Here is a 23,473-nt window from a genome sequence, read left to right as displayed (position 1 = left end):
AAAGCGCTCTCTCGCAAACCGGAATGACACATCGAACGGAGGTGATGAATCCGGTGAGAATAGCGTTTAGTGACTCGATGTGCATGATTTAACCGATTCACGGTACTGACTTGGTGCCAACGTATAAAACTGCAATCGTGTGGTGCAAATCCCTCTATTTAAGTAGACAAGTTTCTTACAATTATTTTAATGAGAAAGCTTGCTAAAATGACGGTGAGAATTCGGGAAATCGTTGATGGATATGGCTAAACAACGATGTATGACAAAATGTTTACAAACGTTTCTTTCAGAGTATTTCTGCTCGTTTTCGGTGAATTAATGCATTCCCGGTTATTTGCGAATCGATGCACCGCTTTGAAATTATTCGCATTTGTCAGGTGCGGATAACGCACCATTGCGTGAAATAGACTAAACGCTCTAACGCCCGGTTTTCTCATCACCTTTATCGCGTCTTGTGTTAAACGCGCGAGCGTGAGTCGGCGCTTTATCGACTTCGCTGCGAATCGCGCATTAAAGCGCGATCAATCAATCACTTGCGTGCAAATCGATAGTTCGCGACGGGGTCGTTGCGCGTGCAACTATTTTCACTTGGCATGCGTCCTGCTTCCGCTGCGCTCGCTTTAAAAGCCAGGACGCGCCCGACACGATCGGCAAGGCGTTCTGGACGGGACGTGCGAGACCAGGGATAGGTACCGGCGGCGACGAACTCGCCGATCACATCGGACATCGCACGGCCGCGCAGCGCGCGACTCGCGCGCTGCGCGGATCGTTCAATGAAGGTGGCCTCTACGATAAGCAGGAGAGCAAGTGAAAAAGAAGAAACTGGTCTCGGCCATGACGAGAATCATAGGTGCCGAGCTCATGTTGTCCGCGGTGTGCATCCCGGCAGCGTATGCGCAAAGCCAGCCGGATACCGCGGCCGCTCCCGCAGCAGCGGCAAGCGGCACACCGGCCGCAACGGCGCCGGTCAGCAAACTGGAAAAGGTGGAAGTAACCGGCTCGCTGATCCGCACGTCCGACAAGGTCGGGAATATCGAAGTACAGACCATCACGCCCAAGGAAATCGAGCAAAGCGGCTATACGACGGTGGCTGACTTCCTGCGCGGTATGGCGGCGAACTCGGCGAGCAGCTGGTCGCAATCGACGATGAACAGCACCGCGCCCGGTGGCGCCGGCATTGCGTTGCGGGGTTTGAGCGAGAAATACACGCTCGTGCTCGTTGACGGTCAGCGCGTTGCGAACTACGCGGTGCCGGTGAACTTCACGGATACGTTCTTCGACGTCAATGCGATTCCGCTCAACATTGTCGACCATATCGAAGTGGTCAAGACGGGTGCGGTGTCGGAGTATGGCTCGGACGCGATCGCGGGTGTCGTGAACATCATCACGAAGAAGAATTTTCAGGGGCTCGAGATTAGCGGCCAGGCGGGCAAGACGCAGCACCCGGGCGATGGCCAGGGTCAGCTCAGTGTGCTCGGAGGCTTCGGTGATCTGAACGCAGACCGGTACAACATCACTGCGGCCGCTAGCTGGTATCGCGATTCCGGTTCGACGCTCGGCGATCGTTCGATGACCGCAAATCAGGATTTCTCACAGTTTCCGGGTGGCCACGCGGGTCCACTCGGTCCTAACCAGCAGTCGAACTGGCAACTCGCCGACGGCAGCACGGTGCCGATCAATCCGTGTCCGCCGGGCACCAACTCCAACGGCGAAGTATGCGTGCACAACCCGGCGTCGCAGACCTCGCTGATTCCGGCGACGACGCGCTGGAACGCGAAAGTGCACGGCACGTTCAAGGTCGACGACAACACGCAGGCGTATGGTGACCTGTGGTTCAGTCGCGACGAGACGATCCAGCTGCAAGGCCCGGCTGCGATCAGCAGCCTGTCGAACGTATTCAATCCGGCAACGGGCTCGGTGTCGCCGCTCGACCGAACGGTCGCGGCGACCAATCCGTTCAACCCGTTTGGCGTGCCGACCGCGATCAACTATACGTTCCCGGACCATACGATCGTCGCCGACACCGTATCGACGTTCTGGAAGGCATCGACCGGTGTGAAAGGCTCGTTCACGACGCCGAAGGTCGGCGACTGGGACTGGCAGGTCGACTATGGACATTCGCAGAGCACGGTCGATACGAGTTACGCGAATGAACTCAATGTGGCCGGTGTGCAGAACATCCTCGCCAACGGCATCTTCAATTTCGCGAATCCGGCTGCGACGCCGAACGGCACGGCGGGGCTCTTCTCGCAGGACGACCAGCAGGCGATCTCGAAGCTCGACGACGTTACCGCGAAGATGTCGACGGGCAACCTGTTCACGCTGCCTACCGGCAATATCGGACTTGGCCTCGGCACCGAATTCCGCCACGAAAGCTCGGTGATCAACCCGCGCACGCTGTCTTCGCAAGGCATCGTGACGCCGGCGCAGGTGCAGACGGTCGACGGTTCGCGCAATGTTGCGGCTGTCTACTACCAGGTCGAAATTCCGATCTTGCACAACCTGACGTTTACGCAGTCAGGCCGCTATGACCACTATAGCGATTTCGGCGGTGCGTTCTCGCCGAACTTCGCGTTGCGCTTCCAGCCGGTCCAGGCGTTCACGACCTACGCGTCGTATAGCCGCGGCTTCCGTGCGCCGACGCTGGTCGAGAACTCGCAGGCAGCCTATCTCGCTCACCAGAACCTCAGTGATCCGAATGATCCGAGCGGAACGCCGACGACGCACTTCACAACCGAGCGAATCAACGGCAACCCCGATCTGCAGCCCGAGCGCACGAAGAACTACAACATCGGCTTCGAACTGTCACCCGATCGGTCGACCGATATCGGCGCGGCGTTCTACAAGATTCACATCGACGGCGTGATCGGCACGAACGATCCGAACGCGATATTGCAGGCGAACGATCCGTCAGTGGTGGTCCGCAATCCGGACGGGACGATCAGCTTCATCAACCAGCAATACGTGAACCTCGGTTCGCTCGATACCGACGGCTTCGATTTCAACTTCCGCAAGTCGCTCGGCACGAAGTACGGCACGTTCACGCTTGCAGGCGATTGGGCTTACGTGTGGCACTTCAAGCTCAATTCGCCGGGCCAGCCGACACAGGATTTCGCCGGCAACAACTTCGCGTTCCTGCAGCCGTTCGGCGCGAGCAACCCGCGCTGGAAGGGTAATACGAGTCTGAGCTGGGACTACCGGAAGTTTACGACCACGCTCACGTGGCAGTACACGGGCCCGTATACGAACGCGGTGGCAGAGGAGTTCGGCGACGGCGGCACGCTGTCGGTCGCGTCGTATAGCCAGTTCAACCTGATCGCTCAGTACACGGGCTTCAAGCATTGGACGATCTACGGCGGCATCACGAACCTGTTCGACCGCTCGCCGCCGTTCGACGTCGAATGGCAGTCGTATCCGGACATTACCGGCTACGACCAGTCGCTGTACACCGATATGGGCCGGACTTTCCAGATCGGTGCGACGTATCGCTTCTGAACATAGCGTTTCGAATCGCCGGCATGCAGTGCGCCGGTGGCAGTGCCGCTGTGATGTAGATGGTGATGTGGTCTCCTCTCGTTCCTTCTGCTTCTGCTTCGAATGAAGGGGCTTGGCGGCGGTGCTGCGCGCACCGCCGGTTTTTTTGTTCGATGTGACCGGATCGACGTGGGCGCGCAGCATGGTCCGTTTGTGGAGTTCCCGTTGAAATCGCCAAAGAATCTGCAGCTATTGCTTGCGACGGCGCTCGGCGCCCTCGTCGTTTCGTTCGCCGGCCGTGCGCCGGCTGCCACCGTACCCGCCGGTGTGACGCTCGCGGCACAGCAGGAAATGACGCGCGATGCGCAATCGGAGGTCGAGTCGCTCGATCCCGCGCATATCGAGACCGTCATTGCCAATACGATCGGTTGCGATCTGTTCGAAGGTTTGACGCGCGTCGACGCGGCGGGCAATGTCGTGCCCGGCGTCGCGCAATCGTGGACGCGCACCGCGCCCGATACCTGGGTCTTCAAACTGCGTCACGATGCACGCTGGAGCAACGGCCAGCCTGTCACGGCGGCCGACTTTATCTATGGGTGGCAGCGCAATGCCGATCCGAAGACCGGCTCGAAATACACGATTCTCGTTGAGTTCGTGAAGAACGCGAAGGCGATTGTGGCAGGCAAGGCAGCGCCGTCCACGCTCGGCGTGCGCGCGCCCGACCCGTATACGCTCGAAGTGAAGACCGAAACGCCCGTGTCGTTCTTTCCCGATGTGGTTGCGAAGTCGAATATGGTGCCGGTCAATCGCGATGTCGTAGCGAAATTCGGCGATGCCTGGACGCGCCCCGGCAATATGGTGAGCAATGGCGCGTACGTGCTCTCGGACTGGCAGCCGAACAACCACATAAGTCGGAGGCCAAGCGGTCTTAGGAAGACAAAACATTCTACCAACTCCTTGGCTCACAGAACGACATGGCTACGATCCGACTTTGTATCAGGCGGGGCAGTTCGACTTCACGTACTCGATTCCGTCGGGCGTTTATCCTCAGCTCAGCAAGCAGTTTGGCAGCGAACTGAAGCCCGGACTCGCGCTCGGCACCTATTACTACAATCTGAACAACAAGGATCCGGCATTGCGCGACAAGCGCGTGCGGCAGGCCTTGTCGATGGTGATCGACCGCGAGTTGCTGACCTCGAAGCTCATACAGTCGGGCGAACTGCCCGCATACGGTCTTGTCGTGAAAGGCACGAAGGGCGCCGAGCCATTCAAGCCCGACTGGGCGTCCTGGCCGATGCAAAAGCGCGTTGACTATGCACGCGGCCTGATGAAGGACGCGGGCTACGGCGACGCAAAGCCGCTGACGCTTACGCTCACGTACAACACGAACGATCGGCACAAGAAGATTGCGCTATTCGTTTCGTCCGAATGGCGCACGAAGCTTGGCGTCAACGTGAAGCTGGAAAACGTCGAATACAAGGTTCTGCTCAAGATGCGTCATGACGGCAAGACGCAGGTTGCCCGCAATGGCTGGTTCCTCGATTACAACGATGCGATATCGTTCCTCGACCTCGTTCGTTGCAATAGTCCCCAGAACGATGAAAATTACTGCAATCCCCAGGTGGATGCGCTGATCGAGCAAGGCAACGAGCAGATCGACGATGCGAAACGCACCGCGCTCCTCACCCAGGCTCACGCGCTTGCGATGAGCGACTATCCGGTCATTCCGCTGTACCAGTACACGACGAACCGGCTGGTCAAGTCTTATGTGGGCGGCTATACGTCGACGAACTACATCGACCAGCGCGTGACGCAGGACATGTACATCGTCAAACACTAGACGACGAGGTGCACTGATGCTCGCTTATACGCTGCGCCGTACCCTTTGGGCGATCCCGACCATACTGGCTGTGATTACCGTCTGCTATCTGCTGCTGCATCTGACGCCGGGCGGTCCGTTCGACGCCGAACGCAAGCTGTCCGCGGCCGTGATGCAAAACCTGAACGCGAAGTATCACCTCGACGAGCCGCTATGGCGCCAGTATTTGCGCTATCTCGGCGCGCTCCTGCACGGTGACCTCGGGCCATCGTTCCGTTACAGCGACTGGAGCGTCAACGATCTCGTCCGCAAGGCGCTGCCCGTGAGTCTCGGCATCGGCGGCATCTCGGTGCCGATCGCGCTCGTACTTGGCGTGGGTTTCGGCACGCTGGCCGCAGTGCGGCGCGACAGCGCGGTCGATCATGGCGTGATGATGCTCGGCAATATCGGCAACGTCGTGCCTTCGTTCGTGCTGGGGCCGGTGCTCATCTGGGTGTTCGCGATTCTGTTGCATACCGCGAGTGGACGAGGCTGGCTGCCGGCCGGCGGTTGGGGCGACGGCGCGTGGCGATACCGCGTGCTCCCCGTGGCGCTGCTCACGCTGATCAACGTAGCGACGATAGCGCGTGTGATGCGCGGCAGCATGATCGAAGTGCTGAGCGGCAACTTCATTCGCACCGCGCGTGCGAAAGGTTTGCCGACCCGGACGATCGTGTTGCGGCATGCGATGAAACCCGCACTGATGCCGGTCGTTTCGCTGATGGGCTCGGTATGCATCTCATCGATCACTGCCGCGATCGTCACCGAATCGGTGTTCGCCTTGCCGGGGCTCGGCCAACTCGTCGTGAACGGCGCGATCAATCGCGACTACACGCTCGTGCTGGGCCTCGTCGTGCTGACGACGGTTGTGGCCGTCCTGTTCAATCTGCTTGTCGACCTTGCCTATGCATGGCTCGACCCGCGTATCCGGTACTAACCTCATGAGCCGCTCATCCTTCGTTAGTGGTGTGGCTGCGTCGTCGCCATCACCGTCTTCCGCGCAGCCGCGCTCGCGCAGCCCGCTCGCGACGGCATGCGCGCGTTTCATGCGCAATCGCGCTGCTGTCGTTGCGCTTGCAACGTTGCTGGTGGTCGTGCTTGCGTGCTTCGTCGGTCCGCTGCTGCTGCCCAACAACGCGATCGACAACGACTGGTCGGCGATCAGCCTGCCGCCCACGTTGCAGGGCATGCACTGGTTCGGCACGGACGAAGTCGGCCGCGACCTGCTCGTGCGCACGCTCGAAGGCGGCCGCGTGTCGCTCGAGGTCGGCCTGCTCGGCACGTTCGTATCGGGATTCATCGGCGTGGCGTACGGCGCGATTGCCGGTTACGTCGGCGGCCGGACCGATTCGGCGATGATGCGTGTCGTCGACATGATGTACGCGATTCCGTACATGCTGATCGCGATTCTGATGATGACGTTGTTCGGTCGTTCGTTTTACCTCGTGGTGCTGACGATCAGCGCGTTTTCGTGGCTCGACATGGCGCGTGTGGTACGCGGCCAGACACTGACATTACGCACGCGCGAATTCGTCGACGCGGCGCGTGCGACCGGCGTCAAGCCGCTCGCCATCATTGCGCGGCACATCGTTCCGAACCTGATCGGGGTGGTCGTCGTCTATGCGAGCATAACGGTGCCGGGCATCGTGCTGACCGAGTCGGTGCTGTCGTTTCTCGGTCTTGGCGTGCAGGAACCGATGACGAGCTGGGGCGTGCTCGTCGAAGACGGCGCGCAGAAGCTCGAAGCGATGCCCTGGCTGCTGCTATGCCCGGCAACGATGCTGTGTGTGACGCTCTATTGCGTGAGCTTTGTCGGTGACGGATTGCGCGACGCGTTCGATCCGAAGGAGCGTTGACATGGCGTTGCTGGAAGTGAGGAACCTTGGCGTGCGCTTTGCGCGTCATGACGGCGCGCCGGTCGATGCGGTACAGGAGGTGTCGTTTTCGCTGGACAGCGGCCGCACGCTCGGCATCGTCGGCGAATCGGGGTCGGGCAAGAGCCAGACGGTGATGGCGCTGCTTGGCCTGATCGCGTCGAACGGCGCGGTATCGGGCGAGGCGTCGTTTCGCGGGCAGAACCTGTTGAACCTGAATGCGCGGGATCTGAACCGCATTCGCGGCGATCGCATTGCGATGATTTTCCAGGACCCGATGACGTCGCTCAATCCGTTTCTGACCGTCGAGCGGCAGATGACCGAGGCATTGCAACTGCATCGACAGATGTCCCGACGCAAGGCGCGTGGTCTTGCAATCGAAGCGCTCGAGCGCGTACGCATTCCCGATGCGGCACGCCGCGTCGGCATGTATCCGCACGAGTTCTCCGGGGGAATGCGCCAGCGCGTGATGATCGCGATGGCGTTGCTGTGCGAGCCCGATATTCTGATTGCCGATGAGCCGACCACGGCGCTCGACGTGACCGTGCAGGCGCAGATCATCGAATTGCTGCGCGAGCTCAATCAGGAGCGCGGCACCGCGATTGTCCTGATCACGCACGACATGGGCGTCGTGGCGGGCCTTTGCGACGACGTCATGGTGATGTATGCGGGCCGCACCGTCGAGCACGCGAGTGCGCGCGCATTGTTCGAGAGTCCGAGTCATCCGTACACGGTGGGACTGCTCAACGCATTGCCGCGATTGACCGATGAAGGCGACGCGCCGCTGCGCACGATTCCCGGCAACCCGCCGCTGCCGGGCCTCGCCTGCGTCGGCTGCGCGTTTGCGCCGCGCTGTCCACATGCGGGCGACGTGTGCCGCGCCGAGCGGCCGGAATTGGTGACGTTCGAACGCGGATGGCGCGCGTGCCATAGAACGGTCGCTGAAATCGAGGGCTTACGGATGGGAGTGCAGTCATGATGCGTCGTCATCAGGCGGAGTTCGAAGATAGCGACGCACCGTTGCTGAACGTCGAAGATCTGACGGTCCATTTCAGTGTCGCGCGAGCGGGTCGCCGCGCGCTGCCGTGGTCGAAGCGGGCGACGGTGCACGCCGTCGAACGCGTGACGTTCGACGTCAGGCGCGGCGAGACGGTCGGCCTCGTCGGCGAATCGGGCTGCGGGAAATCGACGCTCGCGCGCGCGTTGATCGGCCTCGTGCCGGTCACGGGCGGCAGCGTTCGCTGGCGCGGCGACGAGACCGTATTCGGCGCGCGGCGCGAGATCGCCCAGTTGCGGCGCGAGGTTCAGATGATCTTCCAGGATCCGCTCGCATCGCTCGACCCGCGCATGACGATCGAACAGATCGTCGCCGAACCGCTGAAAACGCAGCGTCCCGATATCGGCCGCGCCGAATTGCGCGCGCGCGTGCAGGCGATGCTCGAACGCGTCGGCCTCAACGCGTACCATTTGCAGCGCTATCCGCATGAGTTTTCGGGTGGGCAATGCCAACGGGTCGGTATTGCGCGGGCACTGATCGGCGAGCCGCGGCTCGTGATTTGCGACGAGCCGGTATCGGCGCTGGACGTGTCTATCCAGGCGCAGATCGTCAATTTGCTGCGCGATCTGCAGCGGGAGCTTTCGCTATCGTTATTGTTCGTTGCGCACGATCTCGCGGTGGTCAAGGCGATCAGCCATCGCGTGCTCGTGATGTACCTCGGGCGCGTGATGGAGTTCAGTACGAAAGAGGCGGTTTACGGCGCGCCGATGCACCCTTACACCCGCGCGCTGTTATCCGCGGTGCCGACGCCGGACCCCGCTGTCGAACGGACACGCGGCCAGGCGCTGTTGCGTGGCGAAATTCCGTCTCCGTTCGATCCGCCGTCCGGTTGCGTATTTCGCACTCGCTGTCCGCGGTCGACCGATGCGTGTGCCAGGGAAGTGCCCGCTGCGCGTGCGTGGCCGCCCCGGCCTGGCAAGGTCGCCTGCATTCGCGTGGACGAGGCCTAGCTTCGCATCGTTGCACGCCATTTGCGCCGATTTCGCTTGTCGGTGCCGTAAAGGAATATCCGCGTAGCAAGCCTGTTCTCCCTTATGAATTTCCTGGCGGCGACGTCCGCCTGATTCTGCGCGAGGAGCGATCAGTGGCCTACCCCGGATATCAGTACGTGCGCGACGACCCCCCGCGCGAGCGGCCCACGGCCGGCATTGCGCGCGTGAAGCCATTCGATGCACCCGCGTTCGAGAAGGCCGTGACGGCGTTGCTGACGGCAGCGGGCGTCGACATGGAAAGCGAGCACGTGCGTATGTCCGCGCAGACGGTGCGCGCGCTGTGGCAGCAGCGTTTGCTCGATGGCTACGATGTCGAGCCCGCCGACGCACTCGGCGCCGGTTTCGCCGATGCGCGCCGCGATGTCGTGATCATGCGCAGCATTGCCGTGCATGGCATGTGTCCGCATCATCTGCTGCCGTTTCGCGGCGTTGCGCATATCGCGTATCTGCCGGGCGGGCGCCTTTATGGCTTTGGCGGCCTGACGCGGCTCGTCGATGCTGTGTGTCATCGGCTCGTCTACCAGGAGTGGGCAACCGATGCGATCTCAAACGCGCTGGTCACGCATGGCCATGCGCGCGGCGCGGCCTGTGTCATCGAAGCTGAACAGCTGTGTCAATTAATCGGCGAAGTGCGGCGCGGAGAGGAGCGGGTCGTGACGCAGTCGTTTGCCGGCGAATTTGCTAGCGATAGCGCTGCGCGCGCTGAATTTCTGCGCACGATCGGCGCACGCGCGGCGTAGCGTGCCTGCCTGGTCGCGCGGCCTCGACGTGCTCAGCCCTTGAAAAACAGCTGAAAGGCCCCGCATGTGCGAACCCGTTTATCTGGAGCCATGCCATGGGAAGCCGTCCCCGTTTTATCGACGATCTGTCGGGCGCGCCCGAGGCCGGGCTTGAACCGGCCACCCATCAACCAGCCGGCCCCGAGCCGGCCTCAACGATTCTTTCCGCGTCGTCGGACGATGCGTTACTCGACGCCTACTCGCGCACTGTGATCGGCGCGCTCGACCGCGTGCGCCCGGCCGTGGTATTTATCGCCGTTGACCGGCGTCTGCCCGATGGACGCACGGCGCGCGCCGGCACCGGCTCGGGTTTTCTGTTTACGCCGGACGGTTATCTGCTCACGAACAGCCACGTCGTGCACGGCGCGGCGCGTATTCACGTGACGCTAGCCGATGGGTCGCAGTTCGACGCCGATCTCGTCGGCGACGATCCGCACACCGATCTCGCGGTGCTGCGTATCGGCTCCGCTGAACCGTTGCCGCACGTCGAACTCGGCGATTCCGGCAAGCTGCGCGTCGGTCAGATTGCGATTGCTGTCGGTAATCCGCTCGGGCTCGAGCAGACTGTCACGACCGGCGTGGTTTCCGCGCTCGGCCGCTCTTTGCGTGCGAATTCGGGCCGGATGATCTACGACGTCATTCAAACCGACGCCGCATTAAACCCCGGCAATTCAGGTGGTCCGCTGATCAATTCGGCGGGGCAGGTGATCGGCGTGAACACCGCGATCATTCCAGGCGCGCAGGCGATTTGCTTTTCGACCGCGATCGATACCGCGAAGTGGGTAATCATGCAGATCTTCGCGCACGGCCGCGTGCGACGCGCTTATATCGGCGTGGCCGGCACGACGGTCGCGCTGCCGCGCCGCATGCAGCGCTATTTCGGTTTGACGTCCGACAGCGCGGTGCATGTGATGGAAGTCGTCAAGGGCAGCCCCGCCGCGTTGGCGGGCCTTAGGACCGATGACAGGATTGTGTCGATCGATGCGTTGCCCGTGGATGGGGTCGACACGCTGCAGCGAGTACTCGACGCCTCGCGGATCGACCGCGCGGTAAGCATGACGGTATTGCGCGGCGCACAGCGGCTCGAGCTGACCGTGACGCCGGTCGAGCAAACGGGCTGACGCATTGCGGTGCGGATGGAGTGGCCATCACAGTACCGCTTCGCGGTCGAGCAGCGTATCGAGGCGGCCCGATGCGTCGAGCGCCTGCAAATCGTCGTAGCCGCCGACGTGATACGTGCCGATATAGATCTGCGGCACCGTGCGGTGCACGTCGCGTTGCCATAATGCAACCGTCGACCCGTGCGTGCCGGCCACGCTGATTTCGTGAAGGCGCACGCCTTTGCGTTTCAAAAGTGCTTTGGCGGCCGTGCAGTATTCGCAGTCTGGCCGCGTGTAAATCGTGATCGAGTTCATGGCGTTCATCATCCGGTCGAGCAAACGCGCGTTACCGCGAGTGAGTGGGTGCCGTCACGTGGGTGGCGGCTTGACTTCACTTTAGGCGCGCGCTGTATTCGCGTGAACCGCGTAACGGCTCATTTGCATGCTCGATCGGATCAATGCGCCCGGCGGCGTCGTATCGGCGCCGCGATCATGACCCCTCCATCACGACTCGGCGCTGTCCATCTCCGCTTCATCGTCCTGTTTCGCCTGCGCGTTGCCGCCCGATGTGCGCCAACGTGCTGGCGTAATGCCCGTGTGCCGCTTGAAGATACGCTGGAATGCGGCGTCCGATTGATAACCGACTGTCTCGCCGATTTCCGCCACGGGCCGGGTCGTCTGCATCAGCAGACGACCCGCGACCGTCATGCGGACTTCGGTCAGGACGTCGGTTGCCGAGCGGCCGATCGCTTCCTGAAACTGCCGCACGAAAGTCGCACGCGACATATTGCAGAGCGCGGCAAACTGATCGAGCGTCCATGGTTCGCCAGGTTTGTCAAACATCGCGATAATCGCCGGCTGCAGGCGCGGGCGGCCCGCGAGCGCGAGCAGTCCGTGCGGCGGCGCCGATGCTTCGGTGGCGAAACGCAGTGTGAGGCCGAATAGCGCGGCCGACAGATGGTTGACGAGCGTCTCGCTGCCCGGGCCCTGGTCCGTGGCTTCTTCGCGCATGAGCTCGATGAGCCTCGTCAGTCGCGTGCCGGCGGTCGGTGACGCGCCGTCAGGATTCGCATTGCCTTGCGCGCCTGCATGTTGCGGTGTGCTATGGACGATGAGCCGTCCAGGCAAGTGATCGCGCAGCAGACGGTCCGGCACTGCGCCGACCAGAAAACGTCCGCATAGCAGATCCGCGGTGACGTCCGGATCTCCGCTTTCGACGATCAGCAGCGATTCGTTTCGCCTTTCGATGGCCGGCTTCGGCGATTTGCCGCTACCGTCATGAATGCGATGCGCGCTGCCCGTGGGAAACAGCACGATATCGCCGGCGCTGATGCGCTCGGGCGGCCCGTTGCCGTCCTCGACGATCGCCGTACCCGAGAGCAGCACGTGATACGGAATCTCGCGCATGCCGGCGGTTTCTTCCTCGATGGCCCACGGTGCGCCGAAGTGGCAGCGTATTTCGAGGCGGCCGCTGACTGGCATCAGCGAAAGAAGACGGCTTAACAAATCCATAGGGGCCGCGTCTGTTCGGTTGTAGTGGTTCGGGAGTATGCACGCAATGCGGCGGACGCTGCGCCGGACGTGCTGTACGCGGGCGCCCGCTCAAAACGCGGCGTTGGGCGATGTGGTCCGATTCTACTGGAACGGATGACGGCGCGCAGCAAGGGGGCTGCGCGCAAGGCTGCGGACGAGGCGACTACTCGTCGCTATCCGACGGTTTGCCGCGGCGTGCAGCAGTGTGCCAATGTCGCCGCGCGTGGGATCGCGACGCGGGTACTGCCGTCCCGCTTGCTGCATTGGCTGTTTCATGCGCGATCGACGATGTTTCGGTGGCCCAACCGCCATTGACGATGGCTCGCTGCAGCAATGACTGAGCCTCCGTATTGCCTTCCTGGATTGCGAGCACGCCACTTGCGGCGTCAAGCACGCAACTCCAGTGCGATGAAGCCGCGCACGCGCGCGCACGAGCCAACGATGCATCGACGGTGGCGGCGGGCATCGCGGCGCTCCGCGTTGCGATCGGCATTGCGACGGCCGGTGCGCCGCTCGCCGCCGCGTCGTTGCTGCTGCCTGCATGCGGTTCGCGCATCTCCTGCGCGGCGGTTTGCTGCGCGGCATCGTCGCGATCCGCCTGTCTGGGGCCGGTATGCTGGAAACCGATGACAGCGCCAAGAATCGCGACGAAGCACACGATACTGAGTGCCGCGCTGCTGCCCGGTCCCCACGAAATCCAGCGTAAACCCGCTTTCTGCTGCGATGCCGGTGCGCTCGCGGCGGCGGCAGCCGTTGCCGCTTTGGGCCCGGCTTGCACGTTGCCTAGTGTCGGCGTGTCTGATGAAAGTCTGTCGGTACTCACGATGTTGCTCCGGCAGGCTAGCGCATCACGGCGGCAACGATGGCAGTTTGCCCCGGCTACGCCGGGACAACGCCGTTGCTTCTTCTTGTGGACGGATGCGCGTACGACCTGTAAACGAGAGGCGGAATTCCCTGTGCGACGACGGGGGCGCACAAACGACACCATCGGTGCACAGGGCGCGAATTACCACTTGATCTGCGTATCAAACGTTCCTGTTTCGACAATTTCGAACTTCATTTCACCATGATAGGTGCCTTCAATACGATAGCTTGCCGAAGGCACCGAGAACAGGCAGCGTGGCCCGCCCGCGACGAAATCCATCAGTACCCTGCCATGCCGTCGCAGACGAACCGCTACGTCCGAAAGCGGTGCGCCGTTCTGTTGCGCAACGAACGTGATACCAAGGTTGAATGGATGCCTTGGATCAGGCGAAGTAACGGTTTTTTCAAAGCCCGCCTGCCCGCACACGTAGTACAGCATTTCTTGTGCTTCGGAGTTCGAGCCCGATGCGCTACCCGCTTCCGGCGACGCCGCGGCGCTAGTGGATGCAGCCGGCATGGATGCAGCAGGCGTGGGCGCATCCTGCGCGACCGCAAAAGATGAGCTGCATAACGCAAAAGCAATGATGGCTAGCGAGTACACCCGTCTCGCCGCCGTTGAACCTTGGTCTTTACTTGTATTTATCACAACGCGCATGACGACCTCCTGGGATCGTGGAAAGGAAAGCATAACGAACAGGGACTACAGAATGCAATCGAAAAGCGCCGGAAAAACAGTTCTATCGATACTAAGTGATGCATATCATCTTTCTGAAACGGAAAGCTGCTCTTCCTGTTTCGTTGTAACGAAAGGTTTCTGCTTTGCGCGGATGAAACGATTTGCGCGCGCGCTTCGACATCGGAACGCAAACATGAATCAAAAATGAAACATCTTCGACACGTCTGAGAAAGCACGGGGAGCTTGCCGGCAGTGACGTGACCGGTGATGTTCAAGCGCGTCAAAGATAGTACGTTTGTGGGCCTTTGGCAGCGGAACGCTCGTCGTAGCGTGCGCTCCACCTCATAGGACGATGGTCAGTAACATGCTCGACATAGGCGAGTCTGTGCGCTACTTCCGAATCGTCCGTATCAACGCATTTTCATGCGGGACCATTCATCGCCAAGCCGGATCGCGTATCTCGGGGTTGTATCGCAAATGAAACGCAAGCATCGCGAAATGACTGCCAATCCCATTTCGTCTCGCGCATCGCGTGATGGTTACGCAATGGCACAGATGTCGCTTAACGTGCACGGTCTCAACTCCTTCAAGAAGCAGTCCTTTAGAACAATGTATTCAACGTTAAGGACATACTGTGAACGCTCAAAAAAAGCGTCTTTATGCAGTGCTTGCTCAGCCGAAGCGGTCTCATCCGGCAAACTGCATTTCGTTAGCGACGTGTGCGCCCGTTATGCTCTTGTTCCTGTCGTCGATGTGTTCCGCGGTGGAAGCGGAGAATGGAGGTGCACGCGAGCCTAACGACGTCGCGGAAGCGCAGGCCATTACGCACACGTCGACAATCGCGCAATCGGTTCAGCAAGCTCAGCAAGCACCTGAACAAATGTCCGAGCCGAAATCGCAACAACCGATGGAGCCAGCGTCCGCTCCCAGCACTTCGGTTCAACAGGAACCCGCTGCTCAAGCGCCTGCGCCGGCATCTCCGCCGGCGCCCGTAACGACGCCTCCTTCCGCCAATACAGGCGGGCCGCAATCGGCGAGCGCGTTGCGCACGGAAGTATTCGGACTTGCTACGGGAGGCGGTGCTATTCAAGCGCTTGAGGAAGCCAAAGCGCGGCCCGATATCTTCACGCCAGTAGATATTGCACAGCTTGAAGAACTTTCTATTCGTCAGCAGGTTCGAGGCGGCCGCGATAAGGCGCGCGCCATGACGAGCCCCGATCGATTCGATGGAATCGACACGGCGCTCAAGGCCGCGGACAACCTCGACGCCAGTCTGCCGAATACGCCTGAGTATCAGCAGATACGGTATGCACTCGCAGGTGATCGTACGGTAGCCTATGCAGGCCGAGGCGAGATGGAAAAAGCCATATCGTCATATGAGTCGATTCCGGCGAATCAACCTGTATCGGTCGAAACGCTTGCTTCGGCGGGCGAGGCGTATAGCTACCTGAACGAACCAGCCAAGGCGGAAGTCGCGTATCTCAAAGCCATTCAGCAGGAGACCGCGGCGAGCGCGGATCCGGCCACACGCGGCTATCAATACGGAACGCGCACACGCCCGATCGATTTGCGCGAGGGGCTGTTCTATGCGTACACAGATCAGAACAAATACGTCCAGGCCGGCAAGGTGCTCGACGATATCGCCGCTTCGTTGCCGCCGCCCGACCAGGTAAGACCTTGGGACCTTGCCAATGACGATTACCTGAGGCTCAATCGGTTGCGTGCGCAGTATCTGATTTATGTTGGTCAGACAGATGCAGGCCTCGCTGAACTGAATCGTCTCAAGCAGCAAGTGCCGTTTAGCGCGGAAGTGCGTAACGCCGAGGCCGACGCGGAACTCGGCAAGGGCCGCAACCGTCTTGCGAAGGATATGTACGTTGCCGCCCTCAACGATCATCCGGACAACATCGAGGCCTTGGCAGGCCTCGGCCGTACGTCGCTCAACACCGGCGACTATCGGAACGCAACGCAGATCAACGCTGCCTTCGACGACACGTTTCCTGAGAACGGCTCGGTCAGAAATTTCAAGCGCGATTACAACGCGTGGCGTGCACCGACGTTTTCGACAACGTTGAACGCCGAGCACGGTGCGGCTGCGATTGCCGATGAAGAATTCGGCGCAGATACGTACGTCTATTCACCGCCGATCTACGATTTCTGGCGTATCTTCGCTCACAACTACTATCTGTGGGCGCTAACGGACCTGGGCAGGCTGCAACGTATCCGCAATGGTGTCGGCGGCGATTTCCGTCAGGGACCGCTGACCGTGCAGGCCGAAGTGTCGCGCTCGACGGGCCCCGACGGCCGAACCGGGGGCAACGGAGAGGTCGAATATGCGTTCAACGACTTCTTCAAGGCCACGGCCAACTTCGATAGCGATTCGAACGAATTGCCGTCGAAGGCTTATGTCAGTCATATCTTTGGGCGCACGGGGCAGGTCGGATTCAGCTACACCGACGGCGACAGGCGTACCGCGGATATCGGCTATACGGTTGGCCGCTACAGCGACGAAAATTTTCACCAGGAGATAACGGCCGGTGGATCGCAACGCCTCTGGACGCTGCCGAATCAGCAGATCAATGGGACGCTGCGTATCGGCACGAGCAGCAACACGCTCACGAATACGCCGTACTTCAGCCCGTCGCGAGATTATTCGGGCGAGCTTGGAATCGTGCATCAATGGTCTGTGTGGAGAAGCGGGGAGCGTTCATTGCTGCAACGTTTTTACATCTCGGGAGGCGCTTATAACCAGAGGGGGTTCGGAACGAGCGGCTTTTGGGCCGCGCGCATCGAACATGCGTGGACGTTTAGCCACGACATCACCTTGACCTATGGCATCGGCGTTGGCCGCCATGCCTATGACGGAGAACAGGAACTATCAGAAACCGCATACGCATTGGTCACCGTACCGTTCTAATGTTTTTCTTGTGAGGGGTTCGACAATGCAGTCGCGCAGACGTTTTATCTGTGGTTGTCTCGGAGCGATAGCAGGCTGTTCAATATTTCCCAGGCTGGTACCAGCCAAACTGATTGACCTTCTTCCGCCCTCGGATCCGGCCGACGGCAAGACTTTTAGAGTGATCTGTTTTCATGATGTTCGCGACAACCTGCTGTCTTCGTTCAACTCGCAGAACATGATCGACCCGTTCGCGGTCGATACGGGAACATTGACGTCGATATTTTCGTGGCTTCAGAACAATGGCTACCATCCGATCACGGTAAAGGACGTCGAAGCGTCCCGTTCCGGCGGCAAGCCGTTGCCGACGCGTGCGGTGATGCTGACCTTCGACGACGGCTTCCGCAGCCATTACACGAAAGTGTTGCCGCTGCTGGAGCGTTTCGGCTTTCCCGCGGTGATGGGCATCGTGACATCGTGGACCGATACGCCGCCGAATACGAACATCCGCCTTTCCGCGAAGCTCGAAGTGCCACGAGACACGTTCATGTCATGGGACGAGGTCGAAAAGCTGTCGAAGTCGCCACTCGTTGAAATCGCTTCGCATACGCATGACCTGCATCACGGTGCGATCGCCAATCCGCAGGGCAACGAACTGCCCGCGGCGACGTCGCACCTGTATTTGCAGGATCAGAAGCGCTATGAAACCGATGAGGAATTCGAGGCGCGCGTGCAAAACGACCTGGCCGGATGCCTGCGTCGCCTGCACGATCATGCGGGCGTCTCGGTACGCTCGATGGTCTGGCCTTACGGCGCCGAGAATCAGTCGGTACGCAAGATTTCCGCGTCGCTCGGCATGCATACGCAATTCAGCCTCGAAGCAGGACCGAACACGCCCGACGTGCCCCTCGACCGTTTGCGCCGCATTCTGATGACGTATGACGTCGACGTCGGCGGGTTCGAGCGTTCGATGCGCGAGCCGGCAACCAATCGCGGTCAGATCAACCCTGTCGAACGTGTCGTGCGGGTGAATCTCGACGATATTTACGAGCCTGACGGCGGCGAGAACAAGTTGGGTCAGCTGATCGAACGGATCTACCGGATGCGGCCGAGCTCGATTTATCTGAAGGCCTATTCGGATCCGGACAACACCGGTGTCGCGCAAGCACTGTACTTCCCGAATCGCCATTTGCCGATGCGTGCCGATCTGTTCTCGCGCACCGCCTGGCAACTGATTACGCGCGCAAACGTGCAGGTGTACGCATGGATGCCGCTGATGGCGTTCCGTGTGCCGGCGCAACAGGCTGGCAAAATCGAACTCGTGACGGCCGCCGCCGGTGCACCCGCCGACCGGCGCGGCGCGAAGATCGAACGGATGAGCCCATTCGACCCGGCCGCTCGCGCCACGATTCGCGACATCTACGCGGACCTCGGCAAGTACACCGCGTTCACCGGTCTGCTGTTTGGCGCGGATGCGATGCTAGACGATTTCGAGGACGCAGGCCGCCACGCCGCACAGACGTTTCAACAATGGGGCCTGCCCGCCGATATCGCGACGATCCGCGCAAATCCGGACCTCATGAAACGCTGGACCCAGGCAAAGACGAAAGAACTCATCGACTTTTCCATGGAGCTCGAAAAGATCGTGCTCAACAGTCAGAACGGCGGCGACGTGCTGACCTCGCGCGATCTCTATGCGGACGTGCTGCTCGACCCGAACGGACAGGCGCGCTATTCGCAGAACTATGAAGCGTTCCTGCGCGCATACGACTTCGTCGCGTTGCTCGCAATGCCGGACGGCGAACGCTACGGCACCATCAACGGCCGGCTCGACGCGCTCACGAACGTCACTTTTGCAACACCGAACGCCCTGCGGCAGACCGTGTACCAGCTGCCCGTGATCGACCCGCAAACGGGCGCGGAGATTCCAACTCCGAAGCTGCTCGACGAAATGCGTTATTTGCGCCAGCGCGGCGTCGTGAACTTCGGCTATTACCCAGACCGTTTCGCGACGAATACGCCGCAGATGGAAACGATGATCGACGTCATGTCGCTGCGCGCGCGGCTCGATCCGACTTCGATCAATGCGCTCCTTCAGGCGCAACAGGCTAAAGGAGTGACCCGCTGATGACGCACGAAATGATCAGCCGTCTGCAGGATTTCATTTTTTTCTACCCGTTCTTCATGTCGTATTTCTGGATGATAGGAGGTTTGGTTCACTACCTGGCGCTGGAGAAAGGACGTGCGCGCTCGCATCGGGCGCTGGTCGCAGCCGGCATGCCGAAAGTGTCGGTGATTGTGCCGTGCTTCAACGAGGAGTCGAACGTCAGGCGCGTGATCTATCACCTCGCGAATCTCGGCTACGCGAACTACGACATCATCGCGGTGAACGACGGCAGCAACGATGGAACCGGCGCGATTCTCAACGAGCTCGCAAAGGAGATTCCACGCCTGACGGTGATTCATCATTCGAAAAACGAAGGGAAGGCGATCGGCCTGACGACGGCTGCGACGGTTAGCGATGCGCCATACCTGATGTGCATCGACGGCGATTCCTTGCTGGGCCGCGACGCAATCGAATGGATGCTCGAGCACTTCATCTCGGATCCGAACGTCGGCGCCGTAACCGGCAATCCGCGTATTCGTACGCGGACGTCTCTGCTCGGGCGCATGCAGGTCGGCGAGTTTTCGTCGATTGTCGGGTTGATCAAGCGCACGCAGCAGGTCTACGGCCGCATCTTTACGGTGTCCGGCGTGATCACGATGTTCCGCAAGAGCGCGCTTGCCGATGTCGGCTACTGGAGTTCGGACATGCTGACCGAGGACATCGACATCAGCTGGAAACTGCAGACGCGAGACTGGCGTGTCGCGTACGAGCCGCATGCATTGAGCTGGATTCTGATGCCGGAGACGCTTAGAGGTCTTTATCGTCAGCGCCTGCGCTGGGCCAAGGGCGGCATTCAGGTGCTGATCAAGTACGCGCCGCAAATCGCAAAGCCTTCGATGGTCATGATGTGGCCGCTCTTCCTCGAGTATCTGCTCGGTATCGCGTGGGCGTATTCGATGACGTTCGTCATGCTGCTCGGCATCGTCAACATGCTCGTGCCGTTGCCCGCCGACTGGCACATTTCGCTGCTGCCGCACTGGCATGGCATGTTGCTCGTCGCAACGTGCGTGCTGCAGTTGATCGTCGGCTGCATGATCGATCGCCGGTACGACGAAAAGCTTCTGTTCTATTTCATGGACACCGTGTGGTACCCGCTTGCTTTCTGGCTGATCAATATGATCACCACCGTCGTTGCTTTGCCTTCCATCGTCCTGCGCCGTCGCGGTAAGCGTGCGGTATGGACAAGCCCAGACCGAGGAATCCAGCATGAATAACGCCCCAGTCATCGACCTGTCGCTGCGCACGCCTCAACAGATCATCGCGGATAAAGGAGTCAAGCTAGGTCTGCTGCAGGTCATGTGGTTCCGCCTCATTCGTCCTGCAACGGTAGGTTCGTTGTGGGCTGCGATCGGCGTCTATACGTATCGTTATCTGATGCCGTTCAACGAGAACGAACTGCCGCTCGAGCAATTGCTGTCTTATATGGCCGCGATCGGGACGATCGCGGCGGCACTGGTGGTGTGGATGATCGTGTCGCGCGTCGCTCACCCGTTTGCATCGCGTTCCCGCATGCAGCGGCTGTTGCGGCGCACCGCGGGTCTGACCGTGGAGCCGGGGCCATTCGCGGCCGCTTCGCTCAAATGCCGCGGCGCAGTCGCGCGCGTCTTTATCGCTTCGCACGATGCTAACGGGTTTATCGCGGCGCTGCGCGCCATGTCGGAGCCTGAAGTGGAGGGGGACGACGAAGGACCGTCCGATGTACCGATCGGCGCGGACCCGTCCCAGTTGCGCTGGTACGACAGCGCGCACGATGGACCGCATATGCCGGTCAATATGCCGATCCGGGTGCGCTATGTGATGGGGAGTCGTCCGATGACCGATACAGAGCTTTGAGTACGCGATAGCACTCGCAAGAACGCTGCTCGAGTGCTGCGCGCTGCTGGATCAGCACGCCGTGACGATCGTGGCTTAGTACGCCGGCCATGCCCATTGCGTGCAGCGCGGAGCGCACCGAGCGCGCGGTCACGCCGAGTGCACGCGAAAGCGTCACGGCCGACGTCTCGATGCGTGGGGCGCTGCAGTTGTCCGCGAGCGTGAGCAGACGACATGCAACCTGCTGCTCGATCGAGTGCAGTCGGGTACAGGCGGCCATCTGCGACATTTCGGCGAACACCAGTTCCACATAGTGCAGCATGCGCGCTTCGACCCACGGCTCTTCTTTCAGGCACGCGAGCAGCGACGCCTCGCTGCAGCGAAACGCCGTGCCCGACGCCGTGACGATCGTGCGAAACGGCATCGACCCGGTGTGCGTGACGATGGGCCAGCCCGCAAAGCCGCTGCGGCCGATCGTGACGAGTTCGATCGAGCGGCCGTCGTCGAGGATGCATTCGTGCGCAAGGCGCGCCGTGAGCGGGAAATACACGTGATGAAAGACTTCGTTGCAGTCGCACACCACCTGGCCTGCGTGCAGGTCGATGCAGACGAAGTCGTCGACGCGTTCGAGCAGATGCAGGCGGCGCGACAGTTGCGTAAGCACGCTGTCGTAGTCGCCGAAGCGCATGCCGGACGTTGTCGACAGGCCGGACATGAGGGGTTCGGACGCATGCTTCATCTGGGCAGGGGCAAGCAGCTTGTCTCGATTCATGATGCTTTGCTCGTGAGGTAGTGAGCGCGCGCGGCCAGCACGCGGCGGCGGAACGAAATTGCATCGTACGTTTGGCCGCGCTGCGCATAGGCATGATTGTGCGCGCAGACAGCTCGATGCGAACCGAACGCGTTTTTTCGCCGATGTGCGAAGGAACGCATCCTTGAGGAGGATAACGTCGTGCCAAAAAGGAACCGTGTTGCGCCCTCGCTCGTGTATGCGTCGGCCGCACATGACCCGAGCCTGTGCGAGCGTCTGCGCGAAGCGGGATGGTCGGTCGGGCTTGTCGGCAGTGCGCACGAACTCGAGCGGACGCTGCGGCACGCGGCGGCGCCGAGTGTGGGGCTGCTCGAACTCGGCGACGAGCACGCGGGCGCGCAACCCGGCGCGCGTTCGGGGGCACAGTTCGGTTCCCTAAGCAGTATCGTCGAGCACTGCCTCTGCGCACCGCAGGTGCACTGGATCGCGGCCGTCACAACGAACCAGTTGCGGCGTGCCGCAACGCGTGAGTTGATCGGGTGCTACTGCCTCGATTACGTGTTTTTGCCATATGCGTTCGATGTCGTCGAGTCTGCATTGCGGCGCGCATTGCGCCTTTCGTCGCTCGTGCGGGGCGTTCCCCACACGCCTTTGCCATCGGGCGATCAAGCCATGATCGGGCGCAGCGAACCGATGCTGGCGATGCAACGTGAAATACAGAAAGTTGCCTACACGCAAGCCCCGCTCTTCATCGCCGGCGAATCGGGCAGCGGCAAGGAGCTGACTGCGCGCGCGGTACATGATGCGTCGTCCCGCGCGAATGGCCCGTTCATCGCGATCAACTGCTGCGCCATCCCGCCCACGCTCGTGCAAAGCGAACTGTTCGGCCACGAGCGCGGCGCGTTCACCGATGCCGAGCGGCGCAAGATCGGTCATATCGAGGCGGCCAACGGCGGCACGCTCTTCCTCGACGAGATCGGCGACCTGCCGCTCGAGTGTCAGGCGACGCTATTGCGCTTCGCTCAGGACGGCACGATTCAACGGCTCGGCAGCGATGTCTCGATCCCGCTCGACGTGCGCATCATCTCGGCCACGCATGTCGATCTCGAGTCCGCGGTTAGCAGCCAGTCCTTCCGCTTCGATCTCTATCACAGACTTTGCGTGTTACGTATCGATGTGCCGCCATTGCGCCAACGAAGCACCGATATACATTTGCTCGCGTTTCATTTACTGGGTCTGTACGCGGGCGAACGAAAGTCACGGATTCACGGCTTTACTCCATCCGCTTTGCGCGCGATGCTGCTGCACGATTGGCCGGGCAACGTGAGGGAACTCGCCAACCGGGTCAGGCGCGCGATCGTGATGGCGGAAGGCGCTTACATTCGCGCGGTCGATCTGGGCCTCGTGGAGCCTCCCGCGCGACGCGCGTCGACGCTTGCCGATGCGCGCGACGAAGCGGAACGAAACTGTTTGCTCGCCGCGCTGCTCGCCCACGGTAACCGGTCAAACGAGGTAGCAGAGGAACTCGACATATCACGCATCACGCTTTATCGACTCAGAATGCGGCATGGTCTACAGGACATTGCTGGCCTTATGCCGCCGGACCTTTTGGAGAGGCGCAAGTGAGACCTATCGAAAAG

The 23,473-nt window shown here is 61.0% G+C and carries 17 protein-coding genes and 2 pseudogenes; 14 read left to right on the top strand and 5 right to left on the bottom strand.

Annotation, left to right across the window (positions count from 1 at the left end; all coding sequences use genetic code 11):
* Positions 1-834: 834 nt before the first annotated feature.
* The 9 genes and pseudogenes from QYH69_RS14115 to QYH69_RS14080 all read left to right on the top strand — a co-directional run bounded on the left by QYH69_RS14115 (position 835) and on the right by QYH69_RS14080 (position 11,155).
* The gene (locus tag QYH69_RS14115; protein WP_374992410.1) at positions 835-3,495 is read left to right on the top strand and encodes a TonB-dependent receptor plug domain-containing protein; all 2,661 of its coding nucleotides are present in this window, start codon (positions 835-837) and stop codon (positions 3,493-3,495) included.
* A 231-nt stretch (positions 3,496-3,726) separates the two neighbouring features.
* Positions 3,727-4,384 (top strand): annotated as a pseudogene (locus tag QYH69_RS36105) (ABC transporter substrate-binding protein); the annotation flags it as partial.
* 81 nt (positions 4,385-4,465) lie between these two features.
* Positions 4,466-5,314: pseudogene (locus QYH69_RS36100) on the top strand (ABC transporter substrate-binding protein); the annotation flags it as partial.
* A gap of 16 nt (positions 5,315-5,330) precedes the next feature.
* Positions 5,331-6,269, top strand: a complete 939-nt coding sequence (gene oppB / locus QYH69_RS14105) for an oligopeptide ABC transporter permease OppB (RefSeq protein WP_308832480.1) — start codon at positions 5,331-5,333, stop codon at positions 6,267-6,269.
* 4 nt (positions 6,270-6,273) lie between these two features.
* On the top strand, positions 6,274-7,188 hold the full coding sequence (locus QYH69_RS14100) for an ABC transporter permease subunit (RefSeq protein ID WP_308832479.1): 915 nt from the start codon (positions 6,274-6,276) through the stop codon (positions 7,186-7,188).
* A 1-nt stretch (position 7,189) separates the two neighbouring features.
* Complete coding sequence (locus QYH69_RS14095; RefSeq protein WP_308832478.1) at positions 7,190-8,185, top strand: oligopeptide/dipeptide ABC transporter ATP-binding protein; 996 nt, start codon at positions 7,190-7,192, stop codon at positions 8,183-8,185.
* Positions 8,185-9,213, top strand: a complete 1,029-nt coding sequence (locus QYH69_RS14090) for an oligopeptide/dipeptide ABC transporter ATP-binding protein (RefSeq protein ID WP_308832559.1) — start codon at positions 8,185-8,187, stop codon at positions 9,211-9,213. Before QYH69_RS14095 ends, QYH69_RS14090 begins: the two co-directional genes overlap by 1 nt.
* A gap of 134 nt (positions 9,214-9,347) precedes the next feature.
* Entirely contained in the window at positions 9,348-9,995 is a 648-nt protein-coding gene (gene folE / locus QYH69_RS14085; RefSeq protein WP_374992409.1) for a GTP cyclohydrolase I FolE, read from the top strand.
* Positions 9,996-10,090: 95 nt separating this feature from the next.
* Complete coding sequence (locus QYH69_RS14080) at positions 10,091-11,155, top strand: trypsin-like peptidase domain-containing protein (RefSeq protein ID WP_308832477.1); 1,065 nt, start codon at positions 10,091-10,093, stop codon at positions 11,153-11,155.
* Between the two features lie 27 nt (positions 11,156-11,182).
* Here the strand turns inward: QYH69_RS14080 and grxC are convergent, their stop codons facing one another.
* The 4 genes from grxC to QYH69_RS14060 form a co-directional block, all read right to left on the bottom strand.
* Positions 11,183-11,449, bottom strand: a complete 267-nt coding sequence (gene grxC, locus QYH69_RS14075) for a glutaredoxin 3 (RefSeq protein WP_308832476.1) — start codon at positions 11,447-11,449, stop codon at positions 11,183-11,185.
* A gap of 189 nt (positions 11,450-11,638) precedes the next feature.
* Complete coding sequence (locus tag QYH69_RS14070; protein WP_308832475.1) at positions 11,639-12,646, bottom strand: AraC family transcriptional regulator; 1,008 nt, start codon at positions 12,644-12,646, stop codon at positions 11,639-11,641.
* Between the two features lie 184 nt (positions 12,647-12,830).
* Positions 12,831-13,490, bottom strand: coding sequence for a hypothetical protein (locus QYH69_RS14065; RefSeq protein ID WP_308832474.1), 660 nt, complete (start codon positions 13,488-13,490; stop codon positions 12,831-12,833).
* Positions 13,491-13,673: 183 nt separating this feature from the next.
* A complete protein-coding gene (locus QYH69_RS14060; protein ID WP_308832473.1) occupies positions 13,674-14,186 on the bottom strand; it encodes a hypothetical protein in 513 nt (170 codons plus the stop codon).
* Between the two features lie 901 nt (positions 14,187-15,087).
* Between QYH69_RS14060 and pgaA the strand changes: the two genes are divergently transcribed.
* Genes pgaA through QYH69_RS14040 form a run of 4 tightly spaced genes read left to right on the top strand, consistent with a single transcriptional unit; the run spans position 15,088 to position 21,103 of the window.
* Complete coding sequence (gene pgaA / locus QYH69_RS14055) at positions 15,088-17,124, top strand: poly-beta-1,6 N-acetyl-D-glucosamine export porin PgaA (RefSeq protein WP_374992408.1); 2,037 nt, start codon at positions 15,088-15,090, stop codon at positions 17,122-17,124.
* Between the two features lie 25 nt (positions 17,125-17,149).
* A complete protein-coding gene (gene pgaB, locus QYH69_RS14050; protein WP_308832472.1) occupies positions 17,150-19,231 on the top strand; it encodes a poly-beta-1,6-N-acetyl-D-glucosamine N-deacetylase PgaB in 2,082 nt (693 codons plus the stop codon).
* On the top strand, positions 19,228-20,484 hold the full coding sequence (gene pgaC, locus QYH69_RS14045; RefSeq protein ID WP_308832556.1) for a poly-beta-1,6-N-acetyl-D-glucosamine synthase: 1,257 nt from the start codon (positions 19,228-19,230) through the stop codon (positions 20,482-20,484). The genes pgaB and pgaC overlap by 4 nt, the downstream gene beginning before the upstream one ends.
* Positions 20,477-21,103, top strand: a complete 627-nt coding sequence (locus QYH69_RS14040; RefSeq protein WP_308832471.1) for a Biofilm PGA synthesis auxiliary protein PgaD — start codon at positions 20,477-20,479, stop codon at positions 21,101-21,103. Before pgaC ends, QYH69_RS14040 begins: the two co-directional genes overlap by 8 nt.
* Here QYH69_RS14040 and QYH69_RS14035 read toward each other — a convergent pair.
* A complete protein-coding gene (locus QYH69_RS14035) occupies positions 21,039-21,854 on the bottom strand; it encodes a hypothetical protein (protein WP_308832470.1) in 816 nt (271 codons plus the stop codon). The genes QYH69_RS14040 and QYH69_RS14035 overlap by 65 nt on opposite strands.
* Before the next feature lie 180 nt (positions 21,855-22,034).
* On the opposite strand from QYH69_RS14035, the gene QYH69_RS14030 reads away from it, so the two are divergent.
* Positions 22,035-23,459 (top strand): sigma-54 dependent transcriptional regulator, encoded by a 1,425-nt coding sequence (locus QYH69_RS14030; RefSeq protein ID WP_308832469.1) that lies wholly within the window; start codon positions 22,035-22,037, stop codon positions 23,457-23,459.
* The last annotated feature ends 14 nt before the right edge of the window (positions 23,460-23,473 follow it).

The organism is Paraburkholderia sp. SARCC-3016, assembly GCF_031119615.1.
Taxonomy (GTDB): Bacteria; Pseudomonadota; Gammaproteobacteria; order Burkholderiales; family Burkholderiaceae; genus Paraburkholderia.
This window is presented reverse-complemented; position numbering and strand designations above follow the sequence as displayed.